Raw genomic sequence first — 25,369 nt, 5'->3', positions numbered from 1 at the left:
AAATTTCAAATTTTAATCCAAATGCTACTCCCATAAAAATCTCTGGTTTGCTCGATCTGAAAGCCCCCTAAAAGCACCCCGATCAGCACAACAACAGTAGGCATCCCCAGCCCCTTCACCAATTCCGCAAACGACAACGCCTCCGAAGCCCTCTCCAAATACTGTGCGATCGCATTCACCCATGCTCCAACATCATCGACGTGACTGACCTTCAGTGCCACTTCCTTCCCACTCTCCAGTTCATCCACAAACTCCAGCACTGATTCCTTGCTAACATCACCCACAACTGACTCAACAGGCTCCCCCGTGAACCCCTGGCGACTTTTCCGTGATTTCGGCTGACGACAAAGATCAGAGATATCCAAAAACATGGTCTGCTGCACCATCCCAGCTAAAAAATCCTCATCCAGCACTGGACCTTCAGAGTTGTATCGTTCTTCCCAACCCTGGATCATTAGCTCTGCCCGTTGAAGACAAACCTCAGCCATATCCTTGATCGCATCCCCAGCTACTCGAAGCTGTTCATGAGGAGAACGACCCTGTAAATGTTGATCCAACGATGCACACATCAGAGAAATATCAGCCTGCTCCGGTTCATTTAAAGCAGAAGCCAAAGCACTAGCAAAATCTAGCTCAAGCTGTTTGAACATGGCGCTTATCCTTCAGGGGACAGTCAGCAATTTCGCACTCAGAAGGCTCCATGCGAATCGGCGGCTCAAACTCTGTGATGCCGTACCTTACTTTTAGTACCCTCAGCACCTCTTTCAAATACCGATTCACCTGAGTATTGGTCATGCCCATGCAGTGGACGGCCTCAATTTCCGCTAACTTCTCACTCCCCTGCCAGACACTGACAGCCAGAGCATGGAGATGGGCATCCTTGGGCTTATCTTTGTAGAGATAGAGCAACGCCACGGCTGGGGTTTGGACGGGAATCGAGAAGGTTTCAGTCGTTTCTGTTGAGGTTGTTATTGCTTTCTGACTAGCGTATTCTCCTCGGCGCTTAGCATTGCTTTCCTTGCGGTAGCGGTAGTGATGTCGTTTGCGATCGCACCGATTATCCGTCCAGCAACCATCCCCTTGCGGCCCATGAATCCGCTTTGCTTCCCCTCGGGAATAGTCGATGCATTGAAGACAGATTGGGTTCGGGGGCAGTGGCATGGTTCGTTCTTTTTAGATCAAAACTCGTGATAGATCATCAAAATCGAGGGGCTGATAGGACTCAATCAAATCTGTGAGCCATTAAAAAGCCCTTAAAAAGGCAATTATTTCCATCCCCACCAACGTCCTAGATTACAGAAATATCCTTAATAATTGCGTAAAGCATATCAAAAGTGCCGATAATTTTAGATGCGATTAAATTAAATTTCAAAATAACGTCTCCATCGTCATTAGCAATCTATCGCAGGCTGTCAGTTTTAAACGCTCAACCCAATGGAAAAAAGACACCAAAATATCCCTTAGATTAACGCTGAATGACGAGTCAGAATCCACCAGAACAGCAAACCATTCTATTCCTTGCCAGCAACCCAGATGGATTGCGCCAAGCAGCCCAAGAATTACGCGATATTGAAGACGGGATACAGCGGTCAAAGCATCGAAAACAATTCAAACTCAAATCCTCCCTGGCTGTAAGGGTAAGAGATATTCAACGGGCCTTACTGGATGAAACGCCTCAGATTATTCACTTTGCTGGCAGTGGCAAAAGAGAAGCAGGACTCGTCTTTGAAGATCAAGCAGGCAACTCCCAACTCGTCACAGGTGCAGCCCTAGCCGGACTGTTTGCTCTGTTTGCTGAAGATATCCACTGCGTAATTCTGAATGGGTGTTATACCCAGGCGCAAGCTCAAGCCATTGCTCAACATATTGACTATGTGGTGGGTATGCAGCAAGCCATCAGCAATGAAGCGGCCCTGGCCTTTGCCGTGGGTTTCTACGATGCTTTGGGTGCAGGCCGAGACATTGAATTTGCTTTTAAATTAGGATTCAGTGCCATTCAAATCGAGGGCTTCCCTGAATCCCACACCCCAGTCTTAGTCCAGAAATCCAGTATTCATACCGAACCCATCCAACCCTTTTCAGAACAACACCCTCCTGAAAAACTCTGGAGAGTGCCAGAGTTACCCCCCTACTTTTTACCTCGTCCTCAGACCCTAAAAGCCCTGAGAGAGAAAGTCCTCAACAATCTAGCCCAGCCCGTAGTAATGACGGGGCACCAGCAACGCATTGGTGTCCAGGGCATGGGCGGTATTGGCAAATCGGTGTTAGCCGCAGCCCTAGCCTATGACCCCCAAGCCCAAGCAGCCTTCCCGGATGGGATTTACTGGCTGACCGTGGGGATAGACCCAAACCTGCTAGCCCAGCAAACTGATCTAGCAGAAGCCCTCTGTGGAGAACGCCAGGTATTTGAAGATATCAATGAAGGAAAAAATCGACTTCAAATCCTATGGCAAGGACGCCAAAGTCTATTGATTCTAGATGATGTCTGGCGCATCGCTGATGCTGAAGTCTTCAATGTTCTGGGACATCAAAGTACCTTGGTGGTAACAACCCGTGACTCAGGATTAATCACAAGATTAGGGGCCACTGACTTTTCCCTGTCGGTACTCAACGATGACCAGGCGTTAGAGTTATTAGCTGCCTGGGTGGGTGTCCCCATCTCAGATTTGCCTTCCCAAGCCCAGGCGGTAGCGAAAGAATGTGGAAATTTGCCCTTAGCCCTAGCCCAATGCGGTGCAATGGTGCGGGATTTAACCCCTTGGCCTCATGTTCTCAGTGCTTTACAAGATTCAGATCTTGAATTTATCCAAGAACAATTCAGTCATTATCCCTACCCCGATGTTTTCAAAGCCCTGCATATCAGTGCAACGGTCTTAGCAGAAACCAACCCCATCGCTGCAGAACGGTATCAAGAACTGGCAGTGTTTCCAGCCGATGAATTGATTCCTGAAGCAGTCATTGTTCGTCTATGGCAATATACCGGAGCATTAAAGGAGCGAGATGCGGGCAAAATCCTAACAACCTTATCGAGGAAAGGCATGCTGCGGCTAGAGGGGGACTATCCCCAGCGGCAAGTCAGCCTCCATGACTTACAGCAGGATTATTTACAAGCCCAGCGGGCCAACAAGGGGGCATTGCATCAGCAACTTTTGGAGGCTTATCAGCAGAGCTGTTTAGAAGGGTGGCATAAGGGACCGAAGGATGGATATTTCTATGAACATTTGGCCCATCACCTCAAGCAGGCAGAACGCACCGATGAGTTACGCCAATTACTTTTGGATTATCGCTGGATGCAACGCAAGTTGAGAATCACCGATATCAATGCGCTGCTATTGGACTATGAAACGTTACCCAAGGACAAAGACCTAAACATCGTCCAAAGTGGGTTGCGGTTATCTAGCCATGTCTTAAATCAGCATCCTGAGCAGCTTCGCAGTCAGCTCTATGGGCGTTTGTTGAGTCAAGACTCACCGGATGTGACCGCTTTGACTCAATCTTTAGCTCAGGGACCGGAAGAGTGCTGGATACGGTGTCTATTCCCCCACCTCAACCAAGCGGGGGGAGCATTAGTGCGCACCCTCAGCGGACATACATCCAATGTCAGGGGCGTGAGCATCAGCCCCGATGGCCAAACCGTGGTCTCCGCGTCTTATGACCATACCCTGAAGGTGTGGGACCTGGCGACGGGCGAGGAGCAGCGCACCCTCACAGGACATACTTCCCCTGTCGAGGGCGTGAGCATCAGCCCGGATGGCCAAACCGTGGTCTCCGGGTCTTTGGACAATACCCTGAAGGTGTGGGACCTGGCGACGGGCGAGGAGCAGCGCACCCTCACAGGACATACTTCCCCTGTCGAGGGCGTGAGCATCAGCCCGGATGGCCAAACCGTGGTCTCCGGGTCTTGGGACAAGACCCTGAAGGTGTGGGACCTGGCGACGGGCGAGGAGCAGCGCACCCTCACAGGACATACTAACTCTGTCTATGGCGTGAGCATCAGCCCCGATGGCCAAACCGTGGTCTCCGGGTCTTTGGACAATACCCTGAAGGTGTGGGACCTGGCGACGGGCCAGGAGCAGCGCACCCTCACAGGACATACTTCCCCTGTCGAGGGCGTGAGCATCAGCCCGGATGGCCAAACCGTGGTCTCCGCGTCTTATGACCATACCCTGAAGGTGTGGGACCTGGCGACGGGCGAGGAGCAGCACACCCTCACAGGCCATACTGACTCTGTCACTGGCGTGAGCATCAGCCCGGATGGCCAAACCGTGGTCTCCGCGTCTTATGACCATACCCTGAAGGTGTGGGACCTGGCGACGGGCGAGGAGCAGCGCACCCTCACAGGACATACATCCACTGTCACTGGCGTGAGCATCAGCCCCGATGGCCAAACCGTGGTCTCCGCGTCTTGGGGCAAGACCCTGAAGGTGTGGGACCTGGCGACGGGCGAGGAGCAGCGCACCCTCACAGGACATACTAACTCTGTCTATGGCGTGAGCATCAGCCCGGATGGCCAAACCGTGGTCTCCGGGTCTAGTGACAAGACCCTGAAGGTGTGGGACCTGGCGACGGGCGAGGAGCAGCGCACCCTCACAGGACATACTAACTCTGTCTATGGCGTGAGCATCAGCCCGGATGGCCAAACCGTGGTCTCCGGGTCTTTGGACAAGACCCTGAAGGTGTGGGACCTGGCGACGGGCGAGGAGCAGCGCACCCTCACAGGACATACTTCCCCTGTCGAGGGCGTGAGCATCAGCCCGGATGGCCAAACCGTGGTCTCCGGGTCTTGGGACAAGACCCTGAAGGTGTGGGACCTGGCGACGGGCGAGGAGCAGCGCACCCTCACAGGACATACTAACTCTGTCTATGGCGTGAGCATCAGCCCGGATGGCCAAACCGTGGTCTCCGGGTCTAGTGACAAGACCCTGAAGGTGTGGGACCTGGCGACGGGCGAGGAGCAGCGCACCCTCACAGGACATACTGTCTCTGTCAGGAGTGTGAGCATCAGCCCGGATGGCCAAACCGTGGTCTCCGGGTTTTGGGACAAGACCCTGAAGGTGTGGGACCTGGCGACGGGCGAGGAGCAGCACACCCTCACAGGCCATACTGACTCTGTCACTGGCGTGAGCATCAGCCCGGATGGCCAAACCGTGGTCTCCGGGTCTTGGGACAAGACCCTGAAGGTGTGGGACCTGGCGACGGGCATGGAAGTGATGAGTTTCACCGGAGAAGGCGGATTTCAATGTTGTGAGATTGCCCTAGATGGTCGCACCATCATTGCTGGAGATGCTGGGGGACAGCTTTACTTTCTGCGGCTAGAAGGACCCAGCTTTTCAGGCGGTGGGGAGGTCATCTCATGACTTAAACCGTTCTAATCTCCCTTCAATTCCTGCCTCAAAGTTTGGGGTGTTCTCCAGAACCGCAGGCTATCCACGTCGCATTTCAATCATTGAGCGTTCCACTATCCCTGCCCGAATGTATCTGCCCTGCCATCATGACTGCCCAAACCATTCTCTTTCTCGCTGCGAATCCCAAAGATACTCAGCCTCTTCGATTGGATCAGGAGTTGAGGGATATTGATGAGGGTTTGAAGCGGGCACAACATCGAGATGAGTTCCAGCTTGAACAGCGCCTGGCAGTTCGCCCCCGTGATATTCAGCGGGCCATGCTGGATCTAAATCCCCAGATCGTTCATTTCTCAGGGCATGGGGAAGGGGATGAGGGCTTGGTCTTTGAGGATGTCAGTGGCAACACCCAGTTGGTCAGTGGTGAAGCAATTGCAGACCTGTTTAGTCTGTTTGCCGATCAACTGCGCTGTGTGGTCCTCAATGGTTGCTATACCGAGGTGCAGGCAAAGGCCATCTCAGAACATATTCCCTATGTGATCGGGATGAAACGGGCGATCCAGGATAAAGCGGCGATCTCCTTTGCCGTGGGATTCTATGATGCCCTCGGTTCTGGACGAGATGTGGAGTTTGCCTTCAAGTTGGGTTGTGCTGCCATCCGCTTGGAAGGCATTGAAGAACATCTCACCCCCATTCTGATCAAAAAGCCCACTACAGAGGAAACTAAGGATCAGGATCAACCCAAGGCTCAAACGCCTCCAACACCCGCACCTTCTCCCATGATTCCAGACGCCGATGACCCCTTAAAGGTCTTTATTTCCTATTCCCATAAAGACGATGATTTGCGAGAAGAGTTAGTCACCCATCTTGCCAATCTGAAACGCCAGGGGAAAATTGCAGCTTGGCATGATCGGGCGATTGAAGCAGGGGAGGAATGGAAATCTCAAATCGACAGCAAGCTAGAATCCGCTCAAATGATTTTGCTACTGGTCAGCCCGGACTTTATCGCGTCTGACTATTGCTACGACATTGAGATGCAAAGAGCGATTGCCCGCCATGATGAAGGTACAGCCCAAGTCATTCCTATTATTTTGCGTCCTTGTGATTGGTTAGGTTCCCCCTTCAGTAAACTTCAGGGATTGCCGAAAAATGCGAAACCTGTAACGCAATGGACCAATCGCGATGAAGCATTCTTGGATGTTGTCAATGGAATACGGAGGGCGGTAGAGACCCTGACAAAAAAGTAGACACCTCTTCGTCAGGGCACAGTCCACCAACGGAGAGTCATCCATATCAGGGACAAGAAGCACCATCATCCCGGCAGGCAAGTCCTCCTCATAACCTCCCTCGCAGCGGTGTCGTTGAATTTGTCGGTCGTGACCAAACGCTGCTGGAATTGCACCAGCTCCTCCAAAAGAACAACCCGGTAGCCCTCACCGCCTTAGCAGGCATGGGTGGGATCGGAAAGACAGAACTTGCCCTGCAATATGCCATCTCCCAGCTCAATCTGGGTCATTATTTGGGTGGACTCTGCTGGCTGCGAGTGAAAGGCCAGGAGCTAGCTGCCCAAATTATCGAATTTGCCCGGACCAAGTTGGCACTGGCTCTACCGGATGGACTCGATGAAGACCAACAAGTGAGTTATATCTGGGGGCAATGGCCGGCTGGAAAAGTGCTGATCATTTTTGATGACGTGATGGACCTTGAGACCATCGAACCGTATTTACCGCCATCAGACCCACGGTATAAAGTTCTAATCACTACCCGTCAGAATTTAGGTCTATCCGTAAATCCCCTCTCCATCACCGAACTGAATGATACCAGTGCCTTATTCCTACTGAGAACCTTAGTTGGAGCCAAGCGCATTGATCCTCAGCTCGACGATGCCCAAGCCTTATGCAGATGGGTGGGGAACTTGCCCTTGGGACTAGAGTTAGTGGGGCGGTATCTAGCCAATAAGCCCGACTGGTCCCTCCATAAATTGATTAAGCGACTTGAATCCAAGCGGCTTGATGCTAAAGCACTGACAGAAAGAGAATCAGGAATGACCGCACAGTTTGGAGTCGCTGCTGCGTTGGAATTAAGCTGGGTAGAGTTGAGTGAGACAGAAGAAGAACTGGCCTGCTTTCTAGGGATGTTTGCGGTTGCTCCTATTCCTTGGACCTTGGTTGAAAGCTGCCTATCTGAACAGGATCCAGATGACTTAGAAGACACCAGAGATAAAGGTTTAATCGCTAGAAACTTACTCAAACGAGTAGACCAGGGTACTTACCAGCTCCATCAAATTGTTCAGGAGTACTTTCGGATTCAATTACATCAGCGTCCTGATCAGGGGGAATCTCTTAAAGCAGCCTATTGCAGAGGAATGGTAGTTGCAGCTCAAGAGATTGATTACAGTCTAACGACTGAAGTGATTGCCCAGATGACTGCAAAAATTCCTCACTTAGAGGAACTGATCAATCAACGGATTGACTCACTAAATGACGGTGAATTGACATGGCCCTATGTTGGCATCAGTCGATTCTATGAAGGGCAGGGGAACTATGGATTAGCTCTGCCCTGGAGACAAAAGTGCTTAGAACAAACTCGACAGAGATTGGGCAGCGAACACCCCGATGTCGCTCGTAGCCTCAATAACCTGGCATTCCTCTACGACGAGCAAGGGCGCTACACAGAAGCAGAACCGCTCTATGTGCAAGCGTTGGAGATGCAAAAGAAGCTCTTGGGCAGCGAACACCCCGATGTCGCTCGTAGCCTCAATAACCTGGCAGCACTCTACGACAACCAAGGACGATACACAGAAGCCAAACCCCTCTATGTGCAAGCGTTGGAGATGAGACAGAAGCTCTTGGGTAGCGAACACTCCGATGTCGCTCTTAGCCTCAATAACCTGGCATTACTATACAAAAAACAAGGACGGTACAGCGAAGCCGAACCGCTTTATGTGCAGGCGTTGGAGATGAGTCAGAAGCTCTTGGGCAGCGAACACCCCTTAGTCGCAACGAGCCTCAATAACTTGGCAGTACTCTACAAAAACCAAGGACGGTACAGCGAAGCCGAACCGCTTTATGTGCAAGCGTTGGAGATGAGACAGAAGCTCTTGGGTAGCGAACACCCCTCTGTTGCCACTAGCCTCAATAACCTGGCATTCCTCTACTACGAGCAAGGACGATACACAGAAGCCGAACCGCTCTATGTGCAAGCGTTAGAAATGAGTCAGAAGCTCTTGGGCAGCGAACACCCCGATGTCGCTCGTAGCCTCAATAACTTGGCATTCCTCTACGACAACCAAGGGCGTTATGAAGAAGCTATTTCTGACTTTCAGCAAGCTTTAAGTATCGCAGAGGTCGCCTTGGGTCCTGAGCATCCTACCACTTTGGTTATCCGGAATAACTTAGAGTCATTGCTCTAGCTAGCCCCAGCAAACATCAGAAATCCAAAAGTCAGTCGTAGCAAGAATTCCAGAGTCTAGAGTGAAACAGTCTTTTTTTAGTGTAAGTTTTCGTGTAATACAGATAATGAGTATTATTTGGAGTAGAAATAACTCCTAAAATACCCCTTCAGTCAGGTGAAGGGGTTTGAAACTCGGTTTTGAGATTATGGGGAGCAAGTTGGCATTTATTTGATTCTATTGATTACTTTTGGAAGGCTAGCAATAGAACTAAATCTCAATCGGGCCACCATCAAGTCCTTGAAACTTAAAGAGACCAAGTTCTTCACGATATGTACGTTTGATATCCCTGAGCATACTGACTGCTAGCATTTCGCCCAATAGATTCCCACCAGTTGGAATTCCTACACCCATTCGATCTGGTGGAGTATTAATACCTGATGCAGTACCGTCAGTTCGCCAATGCATTCCAGCTCCATCACGGAAAAGAGTGATATTAGCAATTAGCTTATTCAGCTCACCATGAATCGTTAAAGCTGGTCCAGTGTAAGGAACTAATCCTTGACCATTGCTCGTTGGGATCACTGGATTAGGGAAAGGAGCATCTTGAAACAAAGCTTTTGCAGTGGTTGCCGCAGCAGCAACAAATGCAGAATGCCCACCTGGATAAGCTGGATGAGTTGGAGAGCCCTCCGGAAAAGCAATAGGTAGCAACCAGGTTCCCTCTGGATCAGTTCTAAAATTAACCTGATTCTGCATCTTGTTGTGCTCCAAGATGCGTTCTAATACTTGAGTCTGTCTCCATACATCTGCTCCAGCACCAAATAGTTGATTAAATAAACCGTTGTTAAGCGGATCACTGGCAGTGGGTTCTAATAGACCTCTACGGAACAGCTCTAAGCGTTGGGCATAAACTTCTGGCCTGAGACGACGATGAACACACCACTTTTGGAACCATGCATGTTTTAGAGCATATACCGCTGCTAAAGCAGGCTGAATAGTCACATCTGGACCACCCAAGCTACCAAAAGGTTCAGAAGAACGAATATCCCCATTGGCGTAGGGACTCGCCTCGGATATTTCAGCACCTAATCCAAGCAAAATAATAGTAGACCAAAGAGCTGATTGGTAAGGGAAATCGATGTGAACCCATTGACCAGCATCTCTCAGGGTGATGATGCGGCGTTCACCCACTAAGAAATCAGTTCCAGTGGGATCAATATTGCCATTATTCACCTGAAACCAACCATCAAAGTCAGTGAGGTAATCAAGCCCCTCTTGCGGATAGCGTTGAAGCTGCCGAATAGGTTGATTTCCGAAATCAAAATCTTGGAGGAGAAACTGGGAAACGTGAGGACCTATGTCACATCCAGTATATGGGCCTCTGAAGATAGTCTGAGGGGTACAGGTAAATCCAAATTCCTGTTCAAATCCGAGGTTGTTCAGATCTTCACAAGCATCAGCAATCAACGGACTTAAAAAATACTGATCAAAAGGGATATCACGACAGAGCGCCATCCAATATCGCTCTACCAAATCAACTGCTGAGTTCCTGCTAGAGAAGGATGGTGCTGCAGCCATTCTTGCTCCATGAGAATCATTTCCAATCAATTGGAACGAAAAAGCATTCAGAGGATTCGCAAGTTTTCGGATGCCACCTCCCAACTGAACACCTTCGAATGCTATTTGGGTACCTTCCTGAATTGCTGTTAGTAACGAGTTAAAGGACTGCTCTTGAACCAATCCATTATCTTGATGACCTAAAGCTTTAGTAAAAGAGGCGAAACCTGGCAATCCAAGTTGCTTGAATCTAGCTTCATCATCATTCGTCGGCGGTTGTTCAGTTGAAAAATCATTTGAGGCATCATCGCGAGTAAGATCTCGAATCTCATTAGCTTGATTCAAACGTTCAGCAAAATCTCGTACAGGTGGGTAGGCTGTCATAATTTTCCCTAGAATATATCTAAAAAATTTGTACATTTTGCGAAATTCTGATATTCGCCGTTTGGAAATAACTAGTTACTCCATGTATATATCTATCTGTAATCGTGATAAAAATTATGCATTTAAATTTGTAGATAAATAGGAAAAATACTACTGGCTTAATGATTAACGTAACACATGTTTTTCGTGATTTAAAATACATTAAATAAATCAAATATGATTTTTTTCTAAAAGATTTATTTCTTTCAAACTATGCCTTGAATAGATTTGCAAAATCTCCACAATATATACATACATTGAATTTAAGTTTTTTAATTTACCAAAAAATATTTTATTTACATATAAATCTACTAGATATTAGTAAACTAATAGCTTAAGTTTTTTTGAAAAAAGTTTAGTTGAGGCGCGTATTTATACTGATTTGTTCAGATATATAAGTAAGAGGATTTATAAATTTCGTAAAAGCCATAGCCTAGTCGATACTCTCTTACCTATAGCAGTATTCAAAGCTCTGTATTTATTTTCTAAAGAGATTAATTTTCTATTCTAAAGATGCTTATCAATAAGTTCTGTGGTGAGAACAATATTACTTTAGAGAAAGACACTTTCGTAATAAACCTAGCTTTATAACTATCAGAAGATCAAACTAAAAAAATAGTAGTAGAAAAAGAGATAAATAGCGGTAATCATCGGCTTTTTTATCTTAAATATTTCTATGTGGTCATTTCTATGTCTATACTTGATTCTCCACCTTATGCAAATTGGCTAGGTTTTGGGGCTGCATTGCTTTATGTTGTTACCCTATTACCTACAATTTTAAGGATTGTCTTTCCATCTCTAAAAGAAACAGGCATCCCTAAAAAACTTCTTTTGCAGCGCCGTCTATTAGGTTTAGTTGCATTCATACTATCCATTGTTCATGGATATTTGATGATTATAAAAAGAGAAATTGACTTTCTAGATATTCAAACCTATTGGATCTATAGTCAAGGAATTTTTACGTTCACTATTTTCTTGTTACTAGCTTTCACATCGAATGATTGGAGCGTAAAAAAACTAAAAAAGAATTGGAAAAAGCTACACCAATTGACTTACTTGGCAATGTTTTTGTTACTTTGGCACATCATTGACAAGATGTGGGGGCATTGGACATGGTTAACACCCCCTTCTTTATTAATGATAGGAATTGTGACTTTTTTATTTCTAATTCGAATATTGTATGAAAACAATTTATTGAAAAAGGCACCAAAACAAGCACCTGAAAAGCCAAAATCTCCAGAACCTTCAAATAAGAATTGATGAGGAATAGCACTCCCAGTTCTCATTACTTTAGTCAACTTCAATGAAAAGGAAAAATAGAATGGCCAAAATACCTCAGAAACGCAACTGGGTTATGTTCCTAATCTTATCCACTACAGCGGCTTTATATGCCCTTAATGCTCATGAACAATTAGGAGTGAGTTCTACATATCCCCATGATCCTTTATTAGCGGGTATCACCACTCACATGGCTATGCAGACTTTAAAGAGTCATAATAAATGGGTCTATGCCATCTCTATTAGTCCGGATGGTGAAACTTTAGCCAGCGGAAGCTATGATGGCAAAATTAATCTCTGGAATCTACAGACGGGGAAATTAAGAGCTACTCTGAATGCCCATGAAGATGCGGTGTCGTCATTAGCCATCAGTTCGGATGGCCAGACGTTGGTCAGCGGTAGTTGGGATAATCGCATTGATTTATGGAACTTGCAGACTGGAGAACATCTTCATACCCTTGATGAAGCTGAAGATGATGTCAGTGCAATTGCCCTAACTCCTGATGGTAAGTATTTGGCAGCGAGTGCTGCTGATAAAAATTTGAGGCTTTGGAATTTAAAGACTGGTGAACTGATTCGTATTCAGCCTACCCCTGAAGATGTTCTATCTCTCGCTTTTAGCCCTGATGGCCAGACGTTAGCTAGCGGAAGTCGAGATGGTGTTATTCGCTTTTGGCAGAGAGAACAGCTTGCTCTAACTTTTTCTTTAGAGGGACATAAAAGTGCTGTAAAATCTGTCTCCTTCAGTCCTGATGGTCAATATTTAGCTAGTGGAAGTCAAGACCAAAGTGTAAAGGTCTGGCAACGCCATCAAGGGAAGCTATTAAAGATTTTAAAGGGGCATACTGAGCCAGTTTTATCTGTTGCCTTTAGTCCAGATGGACGTAGCTTGGCAAGTGGCAGTTATGACCGATCTATTAAGCTCTGGCAACCCCTATCGGGTAAGCCTTTAGGTAATTTAATTGGACATACTAAATCTGTAAGATCTATTCAATTTAGCCCTGATGGAAAAAAGTTGATTAGCTCAGGCAGTGACGCAACCATTAAAATCTGGTCAACAATTACTATCAATGCTAAGGGATAGCAATATGAAATCTCGTATGTAAAGCTATTCCCAACTTTATTGCACTTGTCTTCCCATACACTCATTTCGGGTTTTATTCCATGGGTCTAATTATCTAAAACCCTTTCACTGCATATCCTTTCATCGATACAGACTAAAATGGCTCTTGTCCTTTGAACCTAATGGAATCAATAAAAGATATTGGGGCCATATCTTATGTTGGTGCGAAACAACCGCTCATTTATCTGGAGTAGAATCTCCATTGATGGCATCCTTAACCATCACAGCGTCTCGCTCCTAGGCTTCTCCTCATGACCGTCCCCGAAGTAAAACTCATTGTATTGGCAGACCAGGCCATTACCCCCATCGATACTGCCCGGTCCCGGACTCACCCCCCTCAAACCACCCCAGCAGATCTGCTATGGATGCGAGTGGGAGAGTTTATGAGGTCTCGCGAGATTAGCTCCAACACCCGCAAAGCATACGAGCGAGACTTGAAGCAGTTCATGGACTGGACGGATAAGGGATGGCATGAGATAACAGCCAGGGATTTGGATCGGTACAAGAATCATCTGAAGACGGAACCCAATCAACGGGGCCAACTCCGAAGGAACGCGACCATTAACCGCAACTTGGCCGCATTACAGAGCTTCTTCAAATGGCTGACCGTCCGAGACTACATCCCCAAAGACCCAACTTTGCTACTAGAAAAGCTTAAGGCCGATCCAGTGCTGCCCCAAGAATTCAGCCAGGATGAAGTGGATAAACTATATCAAGCCATTTGCGATCGCGGCTTCCATGCCTTCCGAGATCGGGCCTTGCTGCACCTGATTGATCATGGGCTGAGGGCATCGGAGATTCACAGGCTAAACGTCGGGGACTATGACGGGCAGCGCATCACCATTCGAGTCGCTAAAGCAGACAGTGTGGGCACCGTGCCACTGCTGAAGAAAGCTCGAAAAGCGATTGACCAGTACAAGCAATGGCGAGAGCAACAGGGGGATGTTCTGGAAAATGATTCACCGTTGTTTGTCTCTCACTCCAACAACAGTAAGGGTCAGCGATTACAGTACTGGGGCATCTACAAGATCTTTAAGGCGATAGCAGAGATTGCCGAGGTGGAGAATGCCCATCCGCACCGGGGACGGCATACCCTAGCGACTCAGCTGGTGATGAAGGACATGGATTCAGTTCTGGCTCGGCGGATTACCTGTCATGCTTCGGAACAGTCTTTTGTCCGGTATTCAGATCGAGGAATTGAGCTGAAGGCAGAGCAGGAATTCTATGAGGTGCATGATGAAGTACCAAGTGGCGAAGATATTTGAACGTTTCAGCAGCTTTCACGCCAAGTGAAAGCAGCAACGGTGATGTAGTACGACGATAACTGGAAGGATCTTCAGGAAGAGGTTATGGGGGCAGGGTTGTTAAACAAGGAGATTCAGTTAGTAACTTTTCAATTGGGTAACCTTATAGATTCTAGTGAAGGGTAACGAACTGATTACGTCCTAGTTTTTTAGCTTCATAGAGGGCCTGATCGGCCCGAAGGATCAAGTCATTTATTGATCCATCTGACTGAAATTGTATCGAGGTCACACCAATACTCACTGTTACATACTCACTAACTGTTGAAGCTCGATGAGGGAGACGAGCGTTATGAATCTCTGACCTTAACATATCAGCTATTGTTTGACTGTCTATGAGGTTGGTATTGGGTAGAACTATAGCAAACTCTTCACCACCAAAACGTGCAGCAAAGCCCTCGGATTTCCCAGCAACTCGGTGAATGATTTGGGAGACTCTTTGAAGGCAATGATCACCCTCTGGATGTCCATAACTATCGTTATAACCCTTAAAAAAATCAATATCACAAATCAATATACTCAATGGATGCTTGTTTTCTTGAGCAGATTCCCAAACTTGTTGCAAATACACATCGAAATAACGACGATTAGCCAAACCTGTCAATGCATCTTGGTTGGCAAGTAAGGAGAGCTTCTTATTCGCCTCAAAAAGCTTTTCATTGATTATTTCTAGATTTTGTTGAGCATGGAGCTTAGCCTGAACTTCTAATTCGAGCTTTTTATTATTTTCTACAAGTGCTAAAGTTTGTTTTTGTAATATCTGGGTATACTCTTGCACTTTCTTTTCCAAAATGAGATTAGAGTTCTCTAGTTCTTGGTTTTGGGCAGATATATGCTGACGAGCCTCTTCTACAGTTAGTAAGTTGTGATAGTTTCGGATTGCTGTTAATAGAAAACAAAAGAGTTTGTGCTGGGTTAATTCAGTCTTTAAAATATACCCATTGATGTCATATTCTTCAATAATGGACTGTTCGGGAGCAATCCATGGTTGACCTGTCCGTAGAATTATACGAATAAACCGATTATGGAGTTTCTCACGAGTATATTTAACTAGATCTAAACCAGCATCTTCTCTTTCCATGACTATATCCAGCAACAGCACGGCTGTATCTGGATTTTGCTCTAATAGTTGTTGCCCTTCACTACTAGAATAGGCTGAAATAAGCTCTAGAGATTTGTGCTTATATTGAAAATTTTGGAGTGCCAGACGAGTAACGGCATGAACTTGTTCTTTATCATCAACAACAATTATTTTCCAGCAATGGGAGGATTTTATACTCTCAATGTTAGAGGACTTCATGGTTTACATCTTGGTTTCAAGTTACTAAATGAAAGATGATTTTCCTTAGTTATGAGTAGCCTAATTATTTACTTTCTTAGGCAAATAACAATAAAGGGTTTCTCAAGTAATTTCGAACTGAAAACATCGTACTGAGATCAACATCAGTGGACGATTTATGGTCAATATGAAACGGGGTTTAAATGGCAGTGCGATGTAGATATTTTGTGAAACTCTTTCGCCATTATTCCCATGTTCAAGAGTGCTTTGATCTTGAATTTAAGTGAGATTATCAGCCTTGCTCGGTGTCTGCCTCTATACCGGATTCAGGATCTGTGAAGTCTGTATATTACTCACCAGTGATGTGGTCAACACCAGTGGTCCCGAGTCCACGGTGTTGTTTCACTGGCATCAGATGAATGGCTAGCGGGATACGCGAGAAGTGCCGATGCATCCTCAGCTACATGACTATTTAGTGGCTTATGCCCTTTTCCAACTCGCACCTATTTTCCCTCAGATGCACAGCTTTGGTGCGGATGCATAACGCTTGAATGCCGACGAAGAATATTCAGCGAATCTCAAGGCACAGGACGCTGGCCGCATTGTAGGGGTATCTTGAGGTCACCGATAGGTGGAGAGGGTGATTGCATGGCTGGTGTTTTAACGAATCTAAAACGGTGCTTAGATACGACAATAATTGGAAGAATCTTCAGGGAGAGATTATAGGGGTGTCGCTGGGGTTAAATTAATTATTTCTCATTTTTATCAAGCTATTCCATGATCTTAAGCGTTCTGCTATTTAGTTTGAAATCTGAGAATTTTATTGAGTGGTTTCCCTAATATATTTCACGAGAGATAAAATCTATAACAGTCACTGATATAGATCACTCAACCCGTTTGAGAACAATCGTATGATGGAATGGCTTCTATTATCTTAACTAAAGTTCATACTTTACCCTTATGAACAATGCCGAACTTTTAAAAGTATTTGTATCAAGTTATCTTTCAGGCTACTCAGCATTTGAGAGCAATGCTGAGCTTAGGTTTGAGCCAATTGGAGATACTTTGCAACTATTAGCTAAATCTGAAGGATTAATTGCTACAGCTAAATTATCTGGTAAACGACGCTTTAGCTCAATTCGTTATAAGTCTAGCTTTTGGTCACAGTTGCATGAATCTATGGCCAAGCAAAAATGTTTGCCCATCCGCCAGTCAAACATTTCAGGTTTTTATGAATATGAACCTATTGATATTCCTAAAAACTATAGTGTTCACTTTACTAATTCCCTAGACTTATTACAAGCCTGGTGGAGGTATGAAAAAGAGAATAAACAGCGCTCTTTAATGAGTTTACTTATCCTCTATCGAGGTGTTTTATATCCTATCCAAAACTTGGCCTGTGAGCGAGGTATCATCGCGATTCAAATTTCGGGCCATTGGATGCGATTAAACCCATTGAATATGTTGAGTTGGCTGAAAAGTACAGAAAAACCCTCTCTCACCACACCCTCCAAACCGAAAAAGCACTTTAATAAAACTCAGTCAAAAAAACGCCAAAACCGTTTGAGACAAAAACAAACAGTACATCGTCGGACAGATGCATCCCGCTATCCTGGCATTAAACGCATTGGTAGTTACCTAGTTGACGCAGGCTTATTGTCCTTGGCTCAAGTAGAAGTTGTCTTATCGGATCAAGATTCTACGGAAATGCGATTTGGAGAAATCTTGGTGTCTCGGGGCTGGCTCAAATTTGAAACGGTTGAATTCGTATTTCAAAATGTGATTCTACCCCAGCGAACTTTGGCTAAAAAAACTGTAGATGCTGCCTACCCATCGAAGCTATCTTCCCAGAGATATGGACAGGAGCGATTAAACAAAGCTGCTGACGAAGTCGCAGAGCCTTTACCCCCGAAGAAAAAGGCTTTGCCTTTGGTATCTGCAAAAAATACTATGCCATCTTCTGGAAAGCTTCCTTTCCTTCAGCTCCCATCTATTCATGATCATGAGACCTTATCAACTTATGACAATCTGCACTCTGAATATTTACCCGATTGGATAGAAACAGATTCCACAGTTTGATGAACGTAGAGCAAAATTTAAAATTACAACTGTAATTGATGTTGAGAATGGGTTCTAAACTACGAGCCTAAAGGCTTTGGCCAGGATTCAGATAAGTTGAACTTTTCGGTACCCTCTCTACACCAGAACATTCAGAATGGCTGTAAACATTAGCACAAAGCAGATCTACCTCAGTATTGATAAAGAAAGTCCTATAGAACCCATTTGAGATCTTAGTGATTTTCGTTGTAGCCTAAGAACCTTTTACAGCAACAACTCCAAGGATTCAGGATGACCCTTAATAAAACTGCCGTTACCTCAAATCAAATAGACCAATCGTCGAAAATCATCCACGGTGAAGGGGGATTCAGGGTTCTAACGATGGTAGAGAAAGATAAAAGAGTTTTTCAACGAGCCCTAAATCTAGGCCAAAGCTAAATTGTTTCCATGCCTTTCCTAGCTGGGCTTTAGAGGATTGACGACATCATAAAAAGATCTCAAATGGGTTCTATATGCTAACTAGCCTGATCAGGCACGTATCGATGCTCTAGCGGAATCTTCTCAATCGCCGCTCTCTGCCGTGCATCTCGTTCCGCTTTCTGTCGAGCAGCAATCCTGGCCCTAGCAGCTTTAGCCCGCATTGCCTTGGCATCGCTGTTGTAGTTCTTCTGAATCTCCTCCGTATTTCGAGTGGGGGCTGGGGCGTATTTATCTTGCTCTGACATTAAGCGTGGAAAGGATGAATAAATGGTGTTCAGTGAACCATGCTAGCAAGACAGTTCAGGGAGAGCCAAGATCGGAAATCCCTAAAGAGTTTTGGCAAGTTTAGTCACCGTTACTTTATGGCTTTTCAGCGGCAGCAGATCAGTATATTGCCGCTGAGGAAGAGACGATAAAACTGAATCGATGATTGAGACTTAATACATCTGATCTACCATAGGTTCATGCGCTAACACACGCCCATGTCCTATTCCCTGTCAGCCACCAAGCTCAAAACCTACGGACAGTGCCCAAAATCCTATCAATTTAGGTATGAGCATAAATTACCTTCACCAACCATATTCGGCTCCACCAAGCTTGGCAATGCTCTCCATGCAGCGTTAGCCAATGTCTACAAGGATTGGAACTACGCTTACCCTCTTCCTTCCCTGGACTGGTTTGCTGTTTGTTGGCAGCACCATACCAGTGAATTGACTCCGACGCAGATCCATGAGGGGTGGGCAGCATTGCAGCTTTACTACGAGCGGTACATTGCCCCACTTCCTCAAATCCGTAAACCGCTGGGGATAGAGACAAAAGTCAGGGCAACCCTCCAAGTCCGCAACATCGAATTTACCCTGTCTGGTCGGTATGACCGCTTGGATTATATTGATGATGGTCTGGAATTGATTGATTACAAGACCAGTAAATCCGTCAATCCTCCTCCATCCGTGGATATCCAATTGGGTTTTTATTATCTGATACTGGAACAGATCTACAAGAAAGCGCTCAAACGTCTGAGTCTAATCTACTTGCGTTCTAATGAGAAACTGATCTATGAGGTCACACCTGACCATCACCAGCAAGCCCAGTCTCTGATTGAAGATATGGCGATGAAGCTCAGATGTGATCAGGAATGGAAACCCGTGGCGGGACAGCATTGCGATCGCTGCGGGTATCAGAAATATTGCCCCGCGAAAAATACTAGACCAGAACCCCTACCGCAAGAGGCTAAGGAGGTTACGCAAGTGCAGTTGGCTTTGGGATTGTGATTTTTTTGAATTTATAAGTTTCAGTACGAACAGTTTCAGATGCTTATTGCTGACACGGTTGCATAACGCTGGGTTCTGATGAAACATATTCAGTGGATACCAGGACATCGTGTGCCGGCTTCATGGTCGAGATATCTTGACTTATCCAATGAGATACTAGAGAACTTCATTATAAAGATATTTGGATCAGTCAAGCTTTACTCACATGCAATATCCTTCTTTCAACCCATATTGGATCACATATGAAATTTATATCAATGGCTAGGCTAGGAAAGTCATCTCTTAGCTTCTGATAAAGAAAAGCACGAATTTTATCCTGCTCGGCTAAACTTAACTTCTGACTTATTTCTTCAATTACTAAAAGATGACATTGCACGTAAAGCTTATCACCTAAGTATCCATGACTAACATAGTAGTCTTGTATTGTTGTCTTTGGAATATGTTTGTCTATAATATCAATGATTTTATATTCAAGCTGGACATCATATTTTTCCCCTACTAATTTAGGCCAGTTCTCCTTTATAATCTCCACAGGAATAGGAGCTACTATTAAACACAAGAAAATAACTAGAATAGGATCAGCGTAAGGTAAGAATATTGCTAATGTTGTATTTTGCAAGAAAAACACAATTGTAAAAACTAAGACTACAACTCCGCTCAACAAACCATCGATGAACCAACTTTTGGCATCTACTTCAATGAGTGAAGAACTACATGCGTTTGCTCTTTTTCCTTGCTTGATCGCAATAGTCATACAGACTAATGTTGCCAATAGTGCATACCAAATGGCTTTTCCTGTAGATATAGCATGACCACCGTTTAGGATAATAATTACTGAAGACCCAAAAGCTAAGAGGCAGACAATAGTTAAGATGACGCCTTTTACTAAGTTTATCAATGGTTCAAAATAAATTGGGGGAATAGAATTATAGTAATCGTTTGACTGTTTGGATCGTCTTAATATCTTGAGAGATAGATAAGCAATAACTAGATTAATTAAAGAAAATACTCCATCTAGAAGAATCATTTCTGAGTGGGATAAGCTAGCAAAACAAAGGCCAAGGGTTGCCATGAAGAAGTTGCCCAATATGCTTAACCTTATACCTTGCTCTTCAATCGTTATATTTCTAGACATAAAGCATGATGTGGTTGGTGATATAAAAAGTAGATTTATAATCCAAATTCTTATCTTTAGAGTTCATGGTTGAGCATGACTAATAGCTCACTATTGCAGTTGTCTTTATTCATGTATTAACTAATTTTTTGATAGTTGTCATTGTCTTTTATGCAATATCACGTTGCTTCGGTTTTTTTAAAGGACATTTAGAGAAATAGGTATTCTAGATGTCCTTACTTCTCATTGCATAACTTAGAGTTTTACTGGAACAAAATATGTTCCAAGTAAATATTGGCTTAGGCTATCCAGTGTTCTGACCAAGTACCCGTAAGATGATATGCAAGATCAAAGAACAGGAAAGCGACTAAATAGTGCCAGCTTAATATATTCATAAAGAAGAGAATTATCATCATCACCTTCATGAAGCAACGGTATTCAAGAAAAAAGTAGGTGAATTTCGTTCCACTCCAAAAAGAAGCTCTTTTTAAGAGATTAGGCCGAGAGTCAACAAAATCGTTCCCTATTTCATCAGCGAAACCCGCGAGACCTAAAACTAGCCAGGGAAGTAACATGATTTCAGGAGGATTTACATATAAAAGTAAAAGAACAATGGCTAATGCTAGTAAATGACCTACTGTATCGATTTTCCCTTTGAGGGCGACTCCTAGCATAATAGCTAATAGAATTGTCGCTGCTGCAATATCAGTTGCTATGAGCAAATAACATATAACTCCTGTAATTGGAGCAAAAATCATCGCTAAAGTTTTTCCATGATCACTAGAATCAAAAGCATCATCAATGTATTTTATTGCTCCACCACAAAATGCAAAGCCTAGATTGATGACAATGATTTCTTGAGCTGAAGAAGATGTTTCTAATAGCATCGGAGTTTAGTATTTGAGTCAACATGTGAGTGAAAAATCAAAAATTAGGCATGACAAGCTTGCAGACCATTTCTCATCTGCCATTTGAAAACCAGAAATGTTATCTGGATGAGTAAGTACTGAGTACTGAAGTCAGGGCTAAGCTTGGTGGTAAGAGTTGTTTGCCAGGAGGCAACAACTAAGTTGTAAACTCTGTAACCCAGTAGATTTAATGGTTTAGCTTGTTTCCTTTAACTTTGATGCCCTCAATATCGCCAATATTCTTGGCAGATAAAATCCTGAAAAGTTCAGATTTATTCAGTGGAAAGTTCAGTAAAAAAATTCAAAGTAATAAAGGTTTTACCACTGCTCGAAGTCCTATACAGAGTATGCCGTACTCAAGATTGAGTTCTGGTGGGTTTTTAAACATAGAAATTCTCCACAAACTGTTGATGGTTGTGTGGCGATGACTTCTCCAACTTTCTGTAATGAATCGTCAGTGGTGATGGGAAATAGCTCAAATGCTCAACACAACTGAAAGCCAAGGCTCATACCACCTCATTTGTAGGATCATTAAAGTCCAATGTTGCAAAGACTTACAGTTGGATATTGCGGCCACCTCGGCAAGCTCGGTCCGATTTAGAGTGGCAAACATGCTGTTTCCCCTGGCACAAATACACGATAATTTCAGTCATTCGTGCATTCTTTGATCCTGTAGTGGGGGATGAGACGGGATTGGAGCAGTGGTATCACCCGATGAGCGCTCATCTTACTGGGGGATAGCAACGAATACTCAAATGAAGGACCATAGAAATTCTTTAAAGTCCTGATTGGTTCTGTTCATAGCCGCCACCTGTTTCTTCAATCTAGCGATCCAAAATCTTCACTCCAAAATCGATGAACTGCCCTTTCAGGGTTAGTCCTTTAGATCAGTCCACAGATCGCTATATGGGAGGAGTGCGGGTTAATCGTAGCTAAGGTGTAAATTCAGTCCGTATCTACTTAGAAATGATGGCCAGAATGGCGATACTTTTTCCAGAAGCAATGACGCTTGAACTTCACGATTTTACGTCCATGACGATAGAACACATGGGGGCGTCGATAGCAAACCCACTTTCTGCGCCAGCGAATTCGTCGAACTCTACGACCTCTGCGGAAACGGCGATGAGAGGCAACGAGTGAACTATCATTCTGCTCTATGGCTTCAGACTGTTGCCCAACCAAAGAAGAGTAAGCGTTTGCTTGGGGGATGGCAATTGTTGCTGTCGTTGCTGCCATAATGCCTAGCAGCGTTACTTTGATTGGCTTTAGCATGATGGATTATCCTGCAATTGATAAGAAAATGAACGTTGATCGGTACTGATAAGAGAGAATCATTTCAAACTTTCTAATGAATTAGATTGCTTGTTTTGGATTTGTTTTTCTCTCTGTAAGTAAACTATCGGCTCTGTCAAAGATTTTCTCTAAGCTGGATCACAAGCTAGGCGTGATAATCGGTGATTTAGAGGGTGATCTTAGGTTTTAGAGCTAATTACCAGGACCTTCGAAGATTGAGTCTGATTTATTTGTGATATGGCCCAAAAATCACGTTTGAAGTCACTTCACCGCATCGCTAGCGGGGTCAGGAGCTGATTGGGGACTTAGCAGGGAAGCTCAGGGTGGATCAAGAAGGGGAACCGGAGGTGGGACAACATTGCGATCGCTGTGGGTATCAGCGTTACTGTCCCGCCAAGACGGAGAAACCAGAACCTCTACCGGAAGGGGCTAGGGAGGGGCGACAGGTTCAGTTAGTTTTTGGGATCTAAACCCTTGCTGCATTCTTAAGAATGAAATGAATGAATCATCATTTTCCGACGATCCATCAATGAAGTCGAAATTATCCCAATCCTGTATGGATCACTCATTAAAATTCATGAGTGAATCGATGGCCTCAGAAATGTGTGATTGTATGGCTCAAGAATTCATTGATCATGAAATGGTCACTGATGAAATGCGTGAAGAGTTAGCGATTGATTGGAATGCCGGTATTAACCTTAGAGATGGTGGTTCTATTGATGGCAAAAAAGTCGAGTGGATGGGTATTGGCTTGCTAGTTTGGGGGAATTGTATGAAAAAGCTATGTCTTGGCTGGATGAAGTTTGATTCTTAAGTTCAGGTATATCAGCACTCCAATATGCCCTTTTACTCTTCGTTTCTCAATCCATCTAAAGTTAACTGCCCAAACCATTCCTGCTTTGTGTACGCATTGGCTTTTCGGAACGGCGCATCAAATTTCAAGTGGCAGGGCGCACACAGGGCCTTGAGATTGTCTGGGTGATTGTTCTGAGGATCTTGGTCAAGGTGGGCCACCGTGAGGGTGAATCGCTGAGGCTTCTGTTCCTCTCCCTCTGAAGTGTTCGGGAACCATTCAGGGTGGATAATCATCAGCCAGAAAGCGAAGTGCAACCACTCAACACCCGGTTTGCGACAAGGTTTACCGCACTCGGTACAGCACCAGTTGGCCGCTTCCTTGACCTGCAACGCAATCTCGTCCCAGTTATCGGGGTAACGTTCCCGGATCATCGGCATCACAGAACCTCCAATGTTTGTTGCTGGGGGGCTGGGCACTTCCATTCAAGGAAAGCCTTGATCACATCACAGTGACAGGGCTTGGGATGACACCAGCACAGCAACGTTACTTCAGACTTCTGACCCAGAGCCTCCAGCACCGCCATCATTGCACCTCGACCGAATGGTTTATAACTACCGCTGGGCATAATCTTGTGCTGCTCAGCAATCCTGCGAATCAAGTCTTGGCTAGGTTCATTTCCAAGAATGGCAACCTCATACAAGAAGACTCGGAAAGCCGCAATGCAGCGATCTCGCTCTGATTCAGCGAACATATGAAAAGGATTGCCCAAAGGAGTCCCCCGATCACATCGAACACCGGGTTGAAGCTGCCGGGACTTTCTCAGATTGGCAATGTGGATAGTAGGCATGATGAATACTCCAAATCTCTAGCAGTTACGAATTAGCAAGCAATGACGGTCAAGTTCTCGGCCATCTCATGAGCAAGAGCGACCCTCAACCGTTGCTCATCCGTGAGTCCTGCATTGAACGCTTCTAGGACTGCTTCAGCCGCTTCCATCCTGCGAGAGAAGGGGCCGAAGGACTGATGTCGGAGAGTGGTGCCGACGTAATTGGATTGGCCCTGGATAAAGTTGATGTAGACATACCCGATCAGCCGACTGCCGAAGAACACATTGAGCTTGCGGTCATTATCAGCAGTGGATCTAGTGTGGAGTTCATAGTAAGGCAGATCAATGCTGTCGATAACTAGTCGGGGAAGAGTTGTATGATTCATTTTGAATAACCTCGTTGAATGGTTCGTTCAATGAAAGGCATCGTTTGACTTGTCCCGAATTTGGCGATGCCTTTTACTGTTCTGAAACAAATGGCCCCTCGTCATAACCGCTATGGGTCAGTGCCTCCAGCATCAACGCCGCCTCCATATGTTTGAGGGCATCGACATGTCGCCGCTCCGACCTCAGCGTCGTCGCCTCAGCCATCAGATAGGCGACACAATCACGGAAGCATTGGGCTTTCTGTCGGTCAAAAGGAATCCGCTCAATCTCTGGTTCTAGCTGGGGCCAGACTGCTGGATTAAACAGTTTCTGGGCACCACTGAGTAATAATTCCTGGGATTGCATCAAGTTTTTTGCCGTCGCTACCGTCATAACGGCCACCGGAGAATAGGCCAAGTTAACCGTAGGCGGGTTGAGCAGAAATTCTGCCAAGTTAAGGTGATGAGCTTGCATGGGATTTCTCCAAGGGAATAGGAATAAGGAAAAGCCAGCCCCGATGGTTGGGGGGATATCGCCACAGGGCTGACCCAGGTACATAC

At 45.2% G+C, this 25,369-nt stretch carries 22 protein-coding genes; 10 read left to right on the top strand and 12 right to left on the bottom strand.

What is annotated here, in order from left to right:
• Positions 1-5: 5 nt before the first annotated feature.
• Both AM1_RS37140 and AM1_RS37135 read right to left on the bottom strand, forming a co-directional pair.
• Positions 6-650, bottom strand: a complete 645-nt coding sequence (locus AM1_RS37140; RefSeq protein ID WP_012168478.1) for a hypothetical protein — start codon at positions 648-650, stop codon at positions 6-8.
• Positions 634-1,161 carry a hypothetical protein gene (locus AM1_RS37135; RefSeq protein WP_012168477.1) on the bottom strand — a complete coding sequence of 176 codons (528 nt, stop codon included), beginning with the start codon at positions 1,159-1,161 and terminating at the stop codon, positions 634-636. Before AM1_RS37135 ends, AM1_RS37140 begins: the two co-directional genes overlap by 17 nt.
• 314 nt (positions 1,162-1,475) lie before the next feature.
• On the opposite strand from AM1_RS37135, the gene AM1_RS40680 reads away from it, so the two are divergent.
• From AM1_RS40680 to AM1_RS37120, 3 genes are all read left to right on the top strand, one after another.
• Positions 1,476-5,357, top strand: a complete 3,882-nt coding sequence (locus AM1_RS40680) for an NB-ARC domain-containing protein (RefSeq protein ID WP_012168476.1) — start codon at positions 1,476-1,478, stop codon at positions 5,355-5,357.
• A gap of 134 nt (positions 5,358-5,491) precedes the next feature.
• The gene (locus AM1_RS37125; protein WP_012168475.1) at positions 5,492-6,589 is read left to right on the top strand and encodes a TIR domain-containing protein; all 1,098 of its coding nucleotides are present in this window, start codon (positions 5,492-5,494) and stop codon (positions 6,587-6,589) included.
• Between the two features lie 149 nt (positions 6,590-6,738).
• On the top strand, positions 6,739-8,754 hold the full coding sequence (locus AM1_RS37120; RefSeq protein ID WP_315897256.1) for a tetratricopeptide repeat protein: 2,016 nt from the start codon (positions 6,739-6,741) through the stop codon (positions 8,752-8,754).
• A 249-nt stretch (positions 8,755-9,003) separates the two neighbouring features.
• Here the strand turns inward: AM1_RS37120 and AM1_RS37115 are convergent, their stop codons facing one another.
• Positions 9,004-10,677, bottom strand: a complete 1,674-nt coding sequence (locus AM1_RS37115; RefSeq protein WP_041661555.1) for a phosphatase PAP2 family protein — start codon at positions 10,675-10,677, stop codon at positions 9,004-9,006.
• Positions 10,678-11,406: 729 nt separating this feature from the next.
• Here AM1_RS37115 and AM1_RS37110 point away from each other — a divergent pair.
• The 3 genes from AM1_RS37110 (at position 11,407) to AM1_RS37100 (ending at position 14,382) form a co-directional block, all read left to right on the top strand.
• Positions 11,407-11,976: a ferric reductase-like transmembrane domain-containing protein gene (locus AM1_RS37110; RefSeq protein WP_012168472.1), complete on the top strand. Its 570-nt coding sequence runs from the start codon at positions 11,407-11,409 to the stop codon at positions 11,974-11,976.
• Between the two features lie 61 nt (positions 11,977-12,037).
• Positions 12,038-13,078, top strand: coding sequence for a WD40 repeat domain-containing protein (locus AM1_RS37105; protein WP_012168471.1), 1,041 nt, complete (start codon positions 12,038-12,040; stop codon positions 13,076-13,078).
• Positions 13,079-13,368: 290 nt separating this feature from the next.
• Entirely contained in the window at positions 13,369-14,382 is a 1,014-nt protein-coding gene (locus AM1_RS37100) for a tyrosine-type recombinase/integrase (protein WP_012168470.1), read from the top strand.
• Between the two features lie 151 nt (positions 14,383-14,533).
• Here AM1_RS37100 and AM1_RS37095 read toward each other — a convergent pair whose 3' ends face one another.
• Positions 14,534-15,718: a diguanylate cyclase domain-containing protein gene (locus AM1_RS37095; RefSeq protein ID WP_012168469.1), complete on the bottom strand. Its 1,185-nt coding sequence runs from the start codon at positions 15,716-15,718 to the stop codon at positions 14,534-14,536.
• A gap of 939 nt (positions 15,719-16,657) precedes the next feature.
• Here AM1_RS37095 and AM1_RS37090 point away from each other — a divergent pair.
• Entirely contained in the window at positions 16,658-17,776 is a 1,119-nt protein-coding gene (locus AM1_RS37090; RefSeq protein ID WP_012168468.1) for a hypothetical protein, read from the top strand.
• 494 nt (positions 17,777-18,270) lie between these two features.
• Here the strand turns inward: AM1_RS37090 and AM1_RS37085 are convergent, their stop codons facing one another.
• Positions 18,271-18,480, bottom strand: coding sequence for a hypothetical protein (locus tag AM1_RS37085; protein ID WP_012166316.1), 210 nt, complete (start codon positions 18,478-18,480; stop codon positions 18,271-18,273).
• Positions 18,481-18,717: 237 nt separating this feature from the next.
• Between AM1_RS37085 and AM1_RS37080 the strand changes: the two genes are divergently transcribed.
• Positions 18,718-19,506, top strand: a complete 789-nt coding sequence (locus AM1_RS37080) for a RecB family exonuclease (RefSeq protein ID WP_012168467.1) — start codon at positions 18,718-18,720, stop codon at positions 19,504-19,506.
• A 190-nt stretch (positions 19,507-19,696) separates the two neighbouring features.
• Here AM1_RS37080 and AM1_RS37075 read toward each other — a convergent pair whose 3' ends face one another.
• The 3 genes from AM1_RS37075 to AM1_RS41915 form a co-directional block, all read right to left on the bottom strand.
• A complete protein-coding gene (locus AM1_RS37075) occupies positions 19,697-20,641 on the bottom strand; it encodes a cation diffusion facilitator family transporter (RefSeq protein ID WP_012168466.1) in 945 nt (314 codons plus the stop codon).
• Between the two features lie 278 nt (positions 20,642-20,919).
• Positions 20,920-21,507, bottom strand: a complete 588-nt coding sequence (locus tag AM1_RS38175) for a hypothetical protein (RefSeq protein WP_012168465.1) — start codon at positions 21,505-21,507, stop codon at positions 20,920-20,922.
• 981 nt (positions 21,508-22,488) lie between these two features.
• Complete coding sequence (locus AM1_RS41915; protein WP_012166311.1) at positions 22,489-22,800, bottom strand: hypothetical protein; 312 nt, start codon at positions 22,798-22,800, stop codon at positions 22,489-22,491.
• Positions 22,801-23,144: 344 nt separating this feature from the next.
• On the opposite strand from AM1_RS41915, the gene AM1_RS42775 reads away from it, so the two are divergent.
• Positions 23,145-23,291 (top strand): hypothetical protein, encoded by a 147-nt coding sequence (locus AM1_RS42775; protein WP_012168462.1) that lies wholly within the window; start codon positions 23,145-23,147, stop codon positions 23,289-23,291.
• 86 nt (positions 23,292-23,377) lie between these two features.
• Positions 23,378-23,635, top strand: a complete 258-nt coding sequence (locus tag AM1_RS37065; protein ID WP_041661554.1) for a hypothetical protein — start codon at positions 23,378-23,380, stop codon at positions 23,633-23,635.
• Positions 23,636-23,667: 32 nt separating this feature from the next.
• Here the strand turns inward: AM1_RS37065 and AM1_RS37060 are convergent, their stop codons facing one another.
• From AM1_RS37060 to AM1_RS37045, 4 genes are all read right to left on the bottom strand, one after another.
• Positions 23,668-24,054 (bottom strand): hypothetical protein, encoded by a 387-nt coding sequence (locus AM1_RS37060; RefSeq protein WP_041661553.1) that lies wholly within the window; start codon positions 24,052-24,054, stop codon positions 23,668-23,670.
• Positions 24,054-24,464 carry a DUF4326 domain-containing protein gene (locus AM1_RS37055; protein WP_012168459.1) on the bottom strand — a complete coding sequence of 137 codons (411 nt, stop codon included), beginning with the start codon at positions 24,462-24,464 and terminating at the stop codon, positions 24,054-24,056. Before AM1_RS37055 ends, AM1_RS37060 begins: the two co-directional genes overlap by 1 nt.
• Before the next feature lie 32 nt (positions 24,465-24,496).
• A complete protein-coding gene (locus AM1_RS37050; protein ID WP_012168458.1) occupies positions 24,497-24,829 on the bottom strand; it encodes a hypothetical protein in 333 nt (110 codons plus the stop codon).
• Between the two features lie 73 nt (positions 24,830-24,902).
• A complete protein-coding gene (locus AM1_RS37045; RefSeq protein ID WP_238549409.1) occupies positions 24,903-25,367 on the bottom strand; it encodes a hypothetical protein in 465 nt (154 codons plus the stop codon).
• Positions 25,368-25,369 lie beyond the last annotated feature (2 nt).

It is taken from the genome of Acaryochloris marina MBIC11017 (genome assembly GCF_000018105.1).
Lineage (GTDB): Bacteria > Cyanobacteriota > Cyanobacteriia > Thermosynechococcales > Thermosynechococcaceae > Acaryochloris > Acaryochloris marina.
This window is presented reverse-complemented; position numbering and strand designations above follow the sequence as displayed.

Coding starts and splice junctions, on each gene's coding strand:
- AM1_RS37085 (WP_012166316.1), bottom strand. CDS start 18,480: ATGTCAGAGCAAGATAAATACGCCCCAGCCCCCACTCGAAATACGGAG.
- AM1_RS37090 (WP_012168468.1), top strand. CDS start 16,658: ATGAACAATGCCGAACTTTTAAAAGTATTTGTATCAAGTTATCTTTCA.
- AM1_RS41915 (WP_012166311.1), bottom strand. CDS start 22,800: ATGCTAAAGCCAATCAAAGTAACGCTGCTAGGCATTATGGCAGCAACG.
- AM1_RS38175 (WP_012168465.1), bottom strand. CDS start 21,507: ATGCTATTAGAAACATCTTCTTCAGCTCAAGAAATCATTGTCATCAAT.
- AM1_RS37095 (WP_012168469.1), bottom strand. CDS start 15,718: ATGAAGTCCTCTAACATTGAGAGTATAAAATCCTCCCATTGCTGGAAA.
- AM1_RS37065 (WP_041661554.1), top strand. CDS start 23,378: ATGGATCACTCATTAAAATTCATGAGTGAATCGATGGCCTCAGAAATG.
- AM1_RS37060 (WP_041661553.1), bottom strand. CDS start 24,054: ATGCCGATGATCCGGGAACGTTACCCCGATAACTGGGACGAGATTGCG.
- AM1_RS37075 (WP_012168466.1), bottom strand. CDS start 20,641: ATGTCTAGAAATATAACGATTGAAGAGCAAGGTATAAGGTTAAGCATA.
- AM1_RS37050 (WP_012168458.1), bottom strand. CDS start 24,829: ATGAATCATACAACTCTTCCCCGACTAGTTATCGACAGCATTGATCTG.
- AM1_RS37140 (WP_012168478.1), bottom strand. CDS start 650: ATGTTCAAACAGCTTGAGCTAGATTTTGCTAGTGCTTTGGCTTCTGCT.
- AM1_RS37045 (WP_238549409.1), bottom strand. CDS start 25,367: ATGTACCTGGGTCAGCCCTGTGGCGATATCCCCCCAACCATCGGGGCT.
- AM1_RS37055 (WP_012168459.1), bottom strand. CDS start 24,464: ATGCCTACTATCCACATTGCCAATCTGAGAAAGTCCCGGCAGCTTCAA.
- AM1_RS37105 (WP_012168471.1), top strand. CDS start 12,038: ATGGCCAAAATACCTCAGAAACGCAACTGGGTTATGTTCCTAATCTTA.
- AM1_RS37115 (WP_041661555.1), bottom strand. CDS start 10,677: ATGACAGCCTACCCACCTGTACGAGATTTTGCTGAACGTTTGAATCAA.
- AM1_RS37135 (WP_012168477.1), bottom strand. CDS start 1,161: ATGCCACTGCCCCCGAACCCAATCTGTCTTCAATGCATCGACTATTCC.
- AM1_RS37125 (WP_012168475.1), top strand. CDS start 5,492: ATGACTGCCCAAACCATTCTCTTTCTCGCTGCGAATCCCAAAGATACT.
- AM1_RS37110 (WP_012168472.1), top strand. CDS start 11,407: ATGTCTATACTTGATTCTCCACCTTATGCAAATTGGCTAGGTTTTGGG.
- AM1_RS37100 (WP_012168470.1), top strand. CDS start 13,369: ATGACCGTCCCCGAAGTAAAACTCATTGTATTGGCAGACCAGGCCATT.
- AM1_RS40680 (WP_012168476.1), top strand. CDS start 1,476: ATGACGAGTCAGAATCCACCAGAACAGCAAACCATTCTATTCCTTGCC.
- AM1_RS37080 (WP_012168467.1), top strand. CDS start 18,718: ATGTCCTATTCCCTGTCAGCCACCAAGCTCAAAACCTACGGACAGTGC.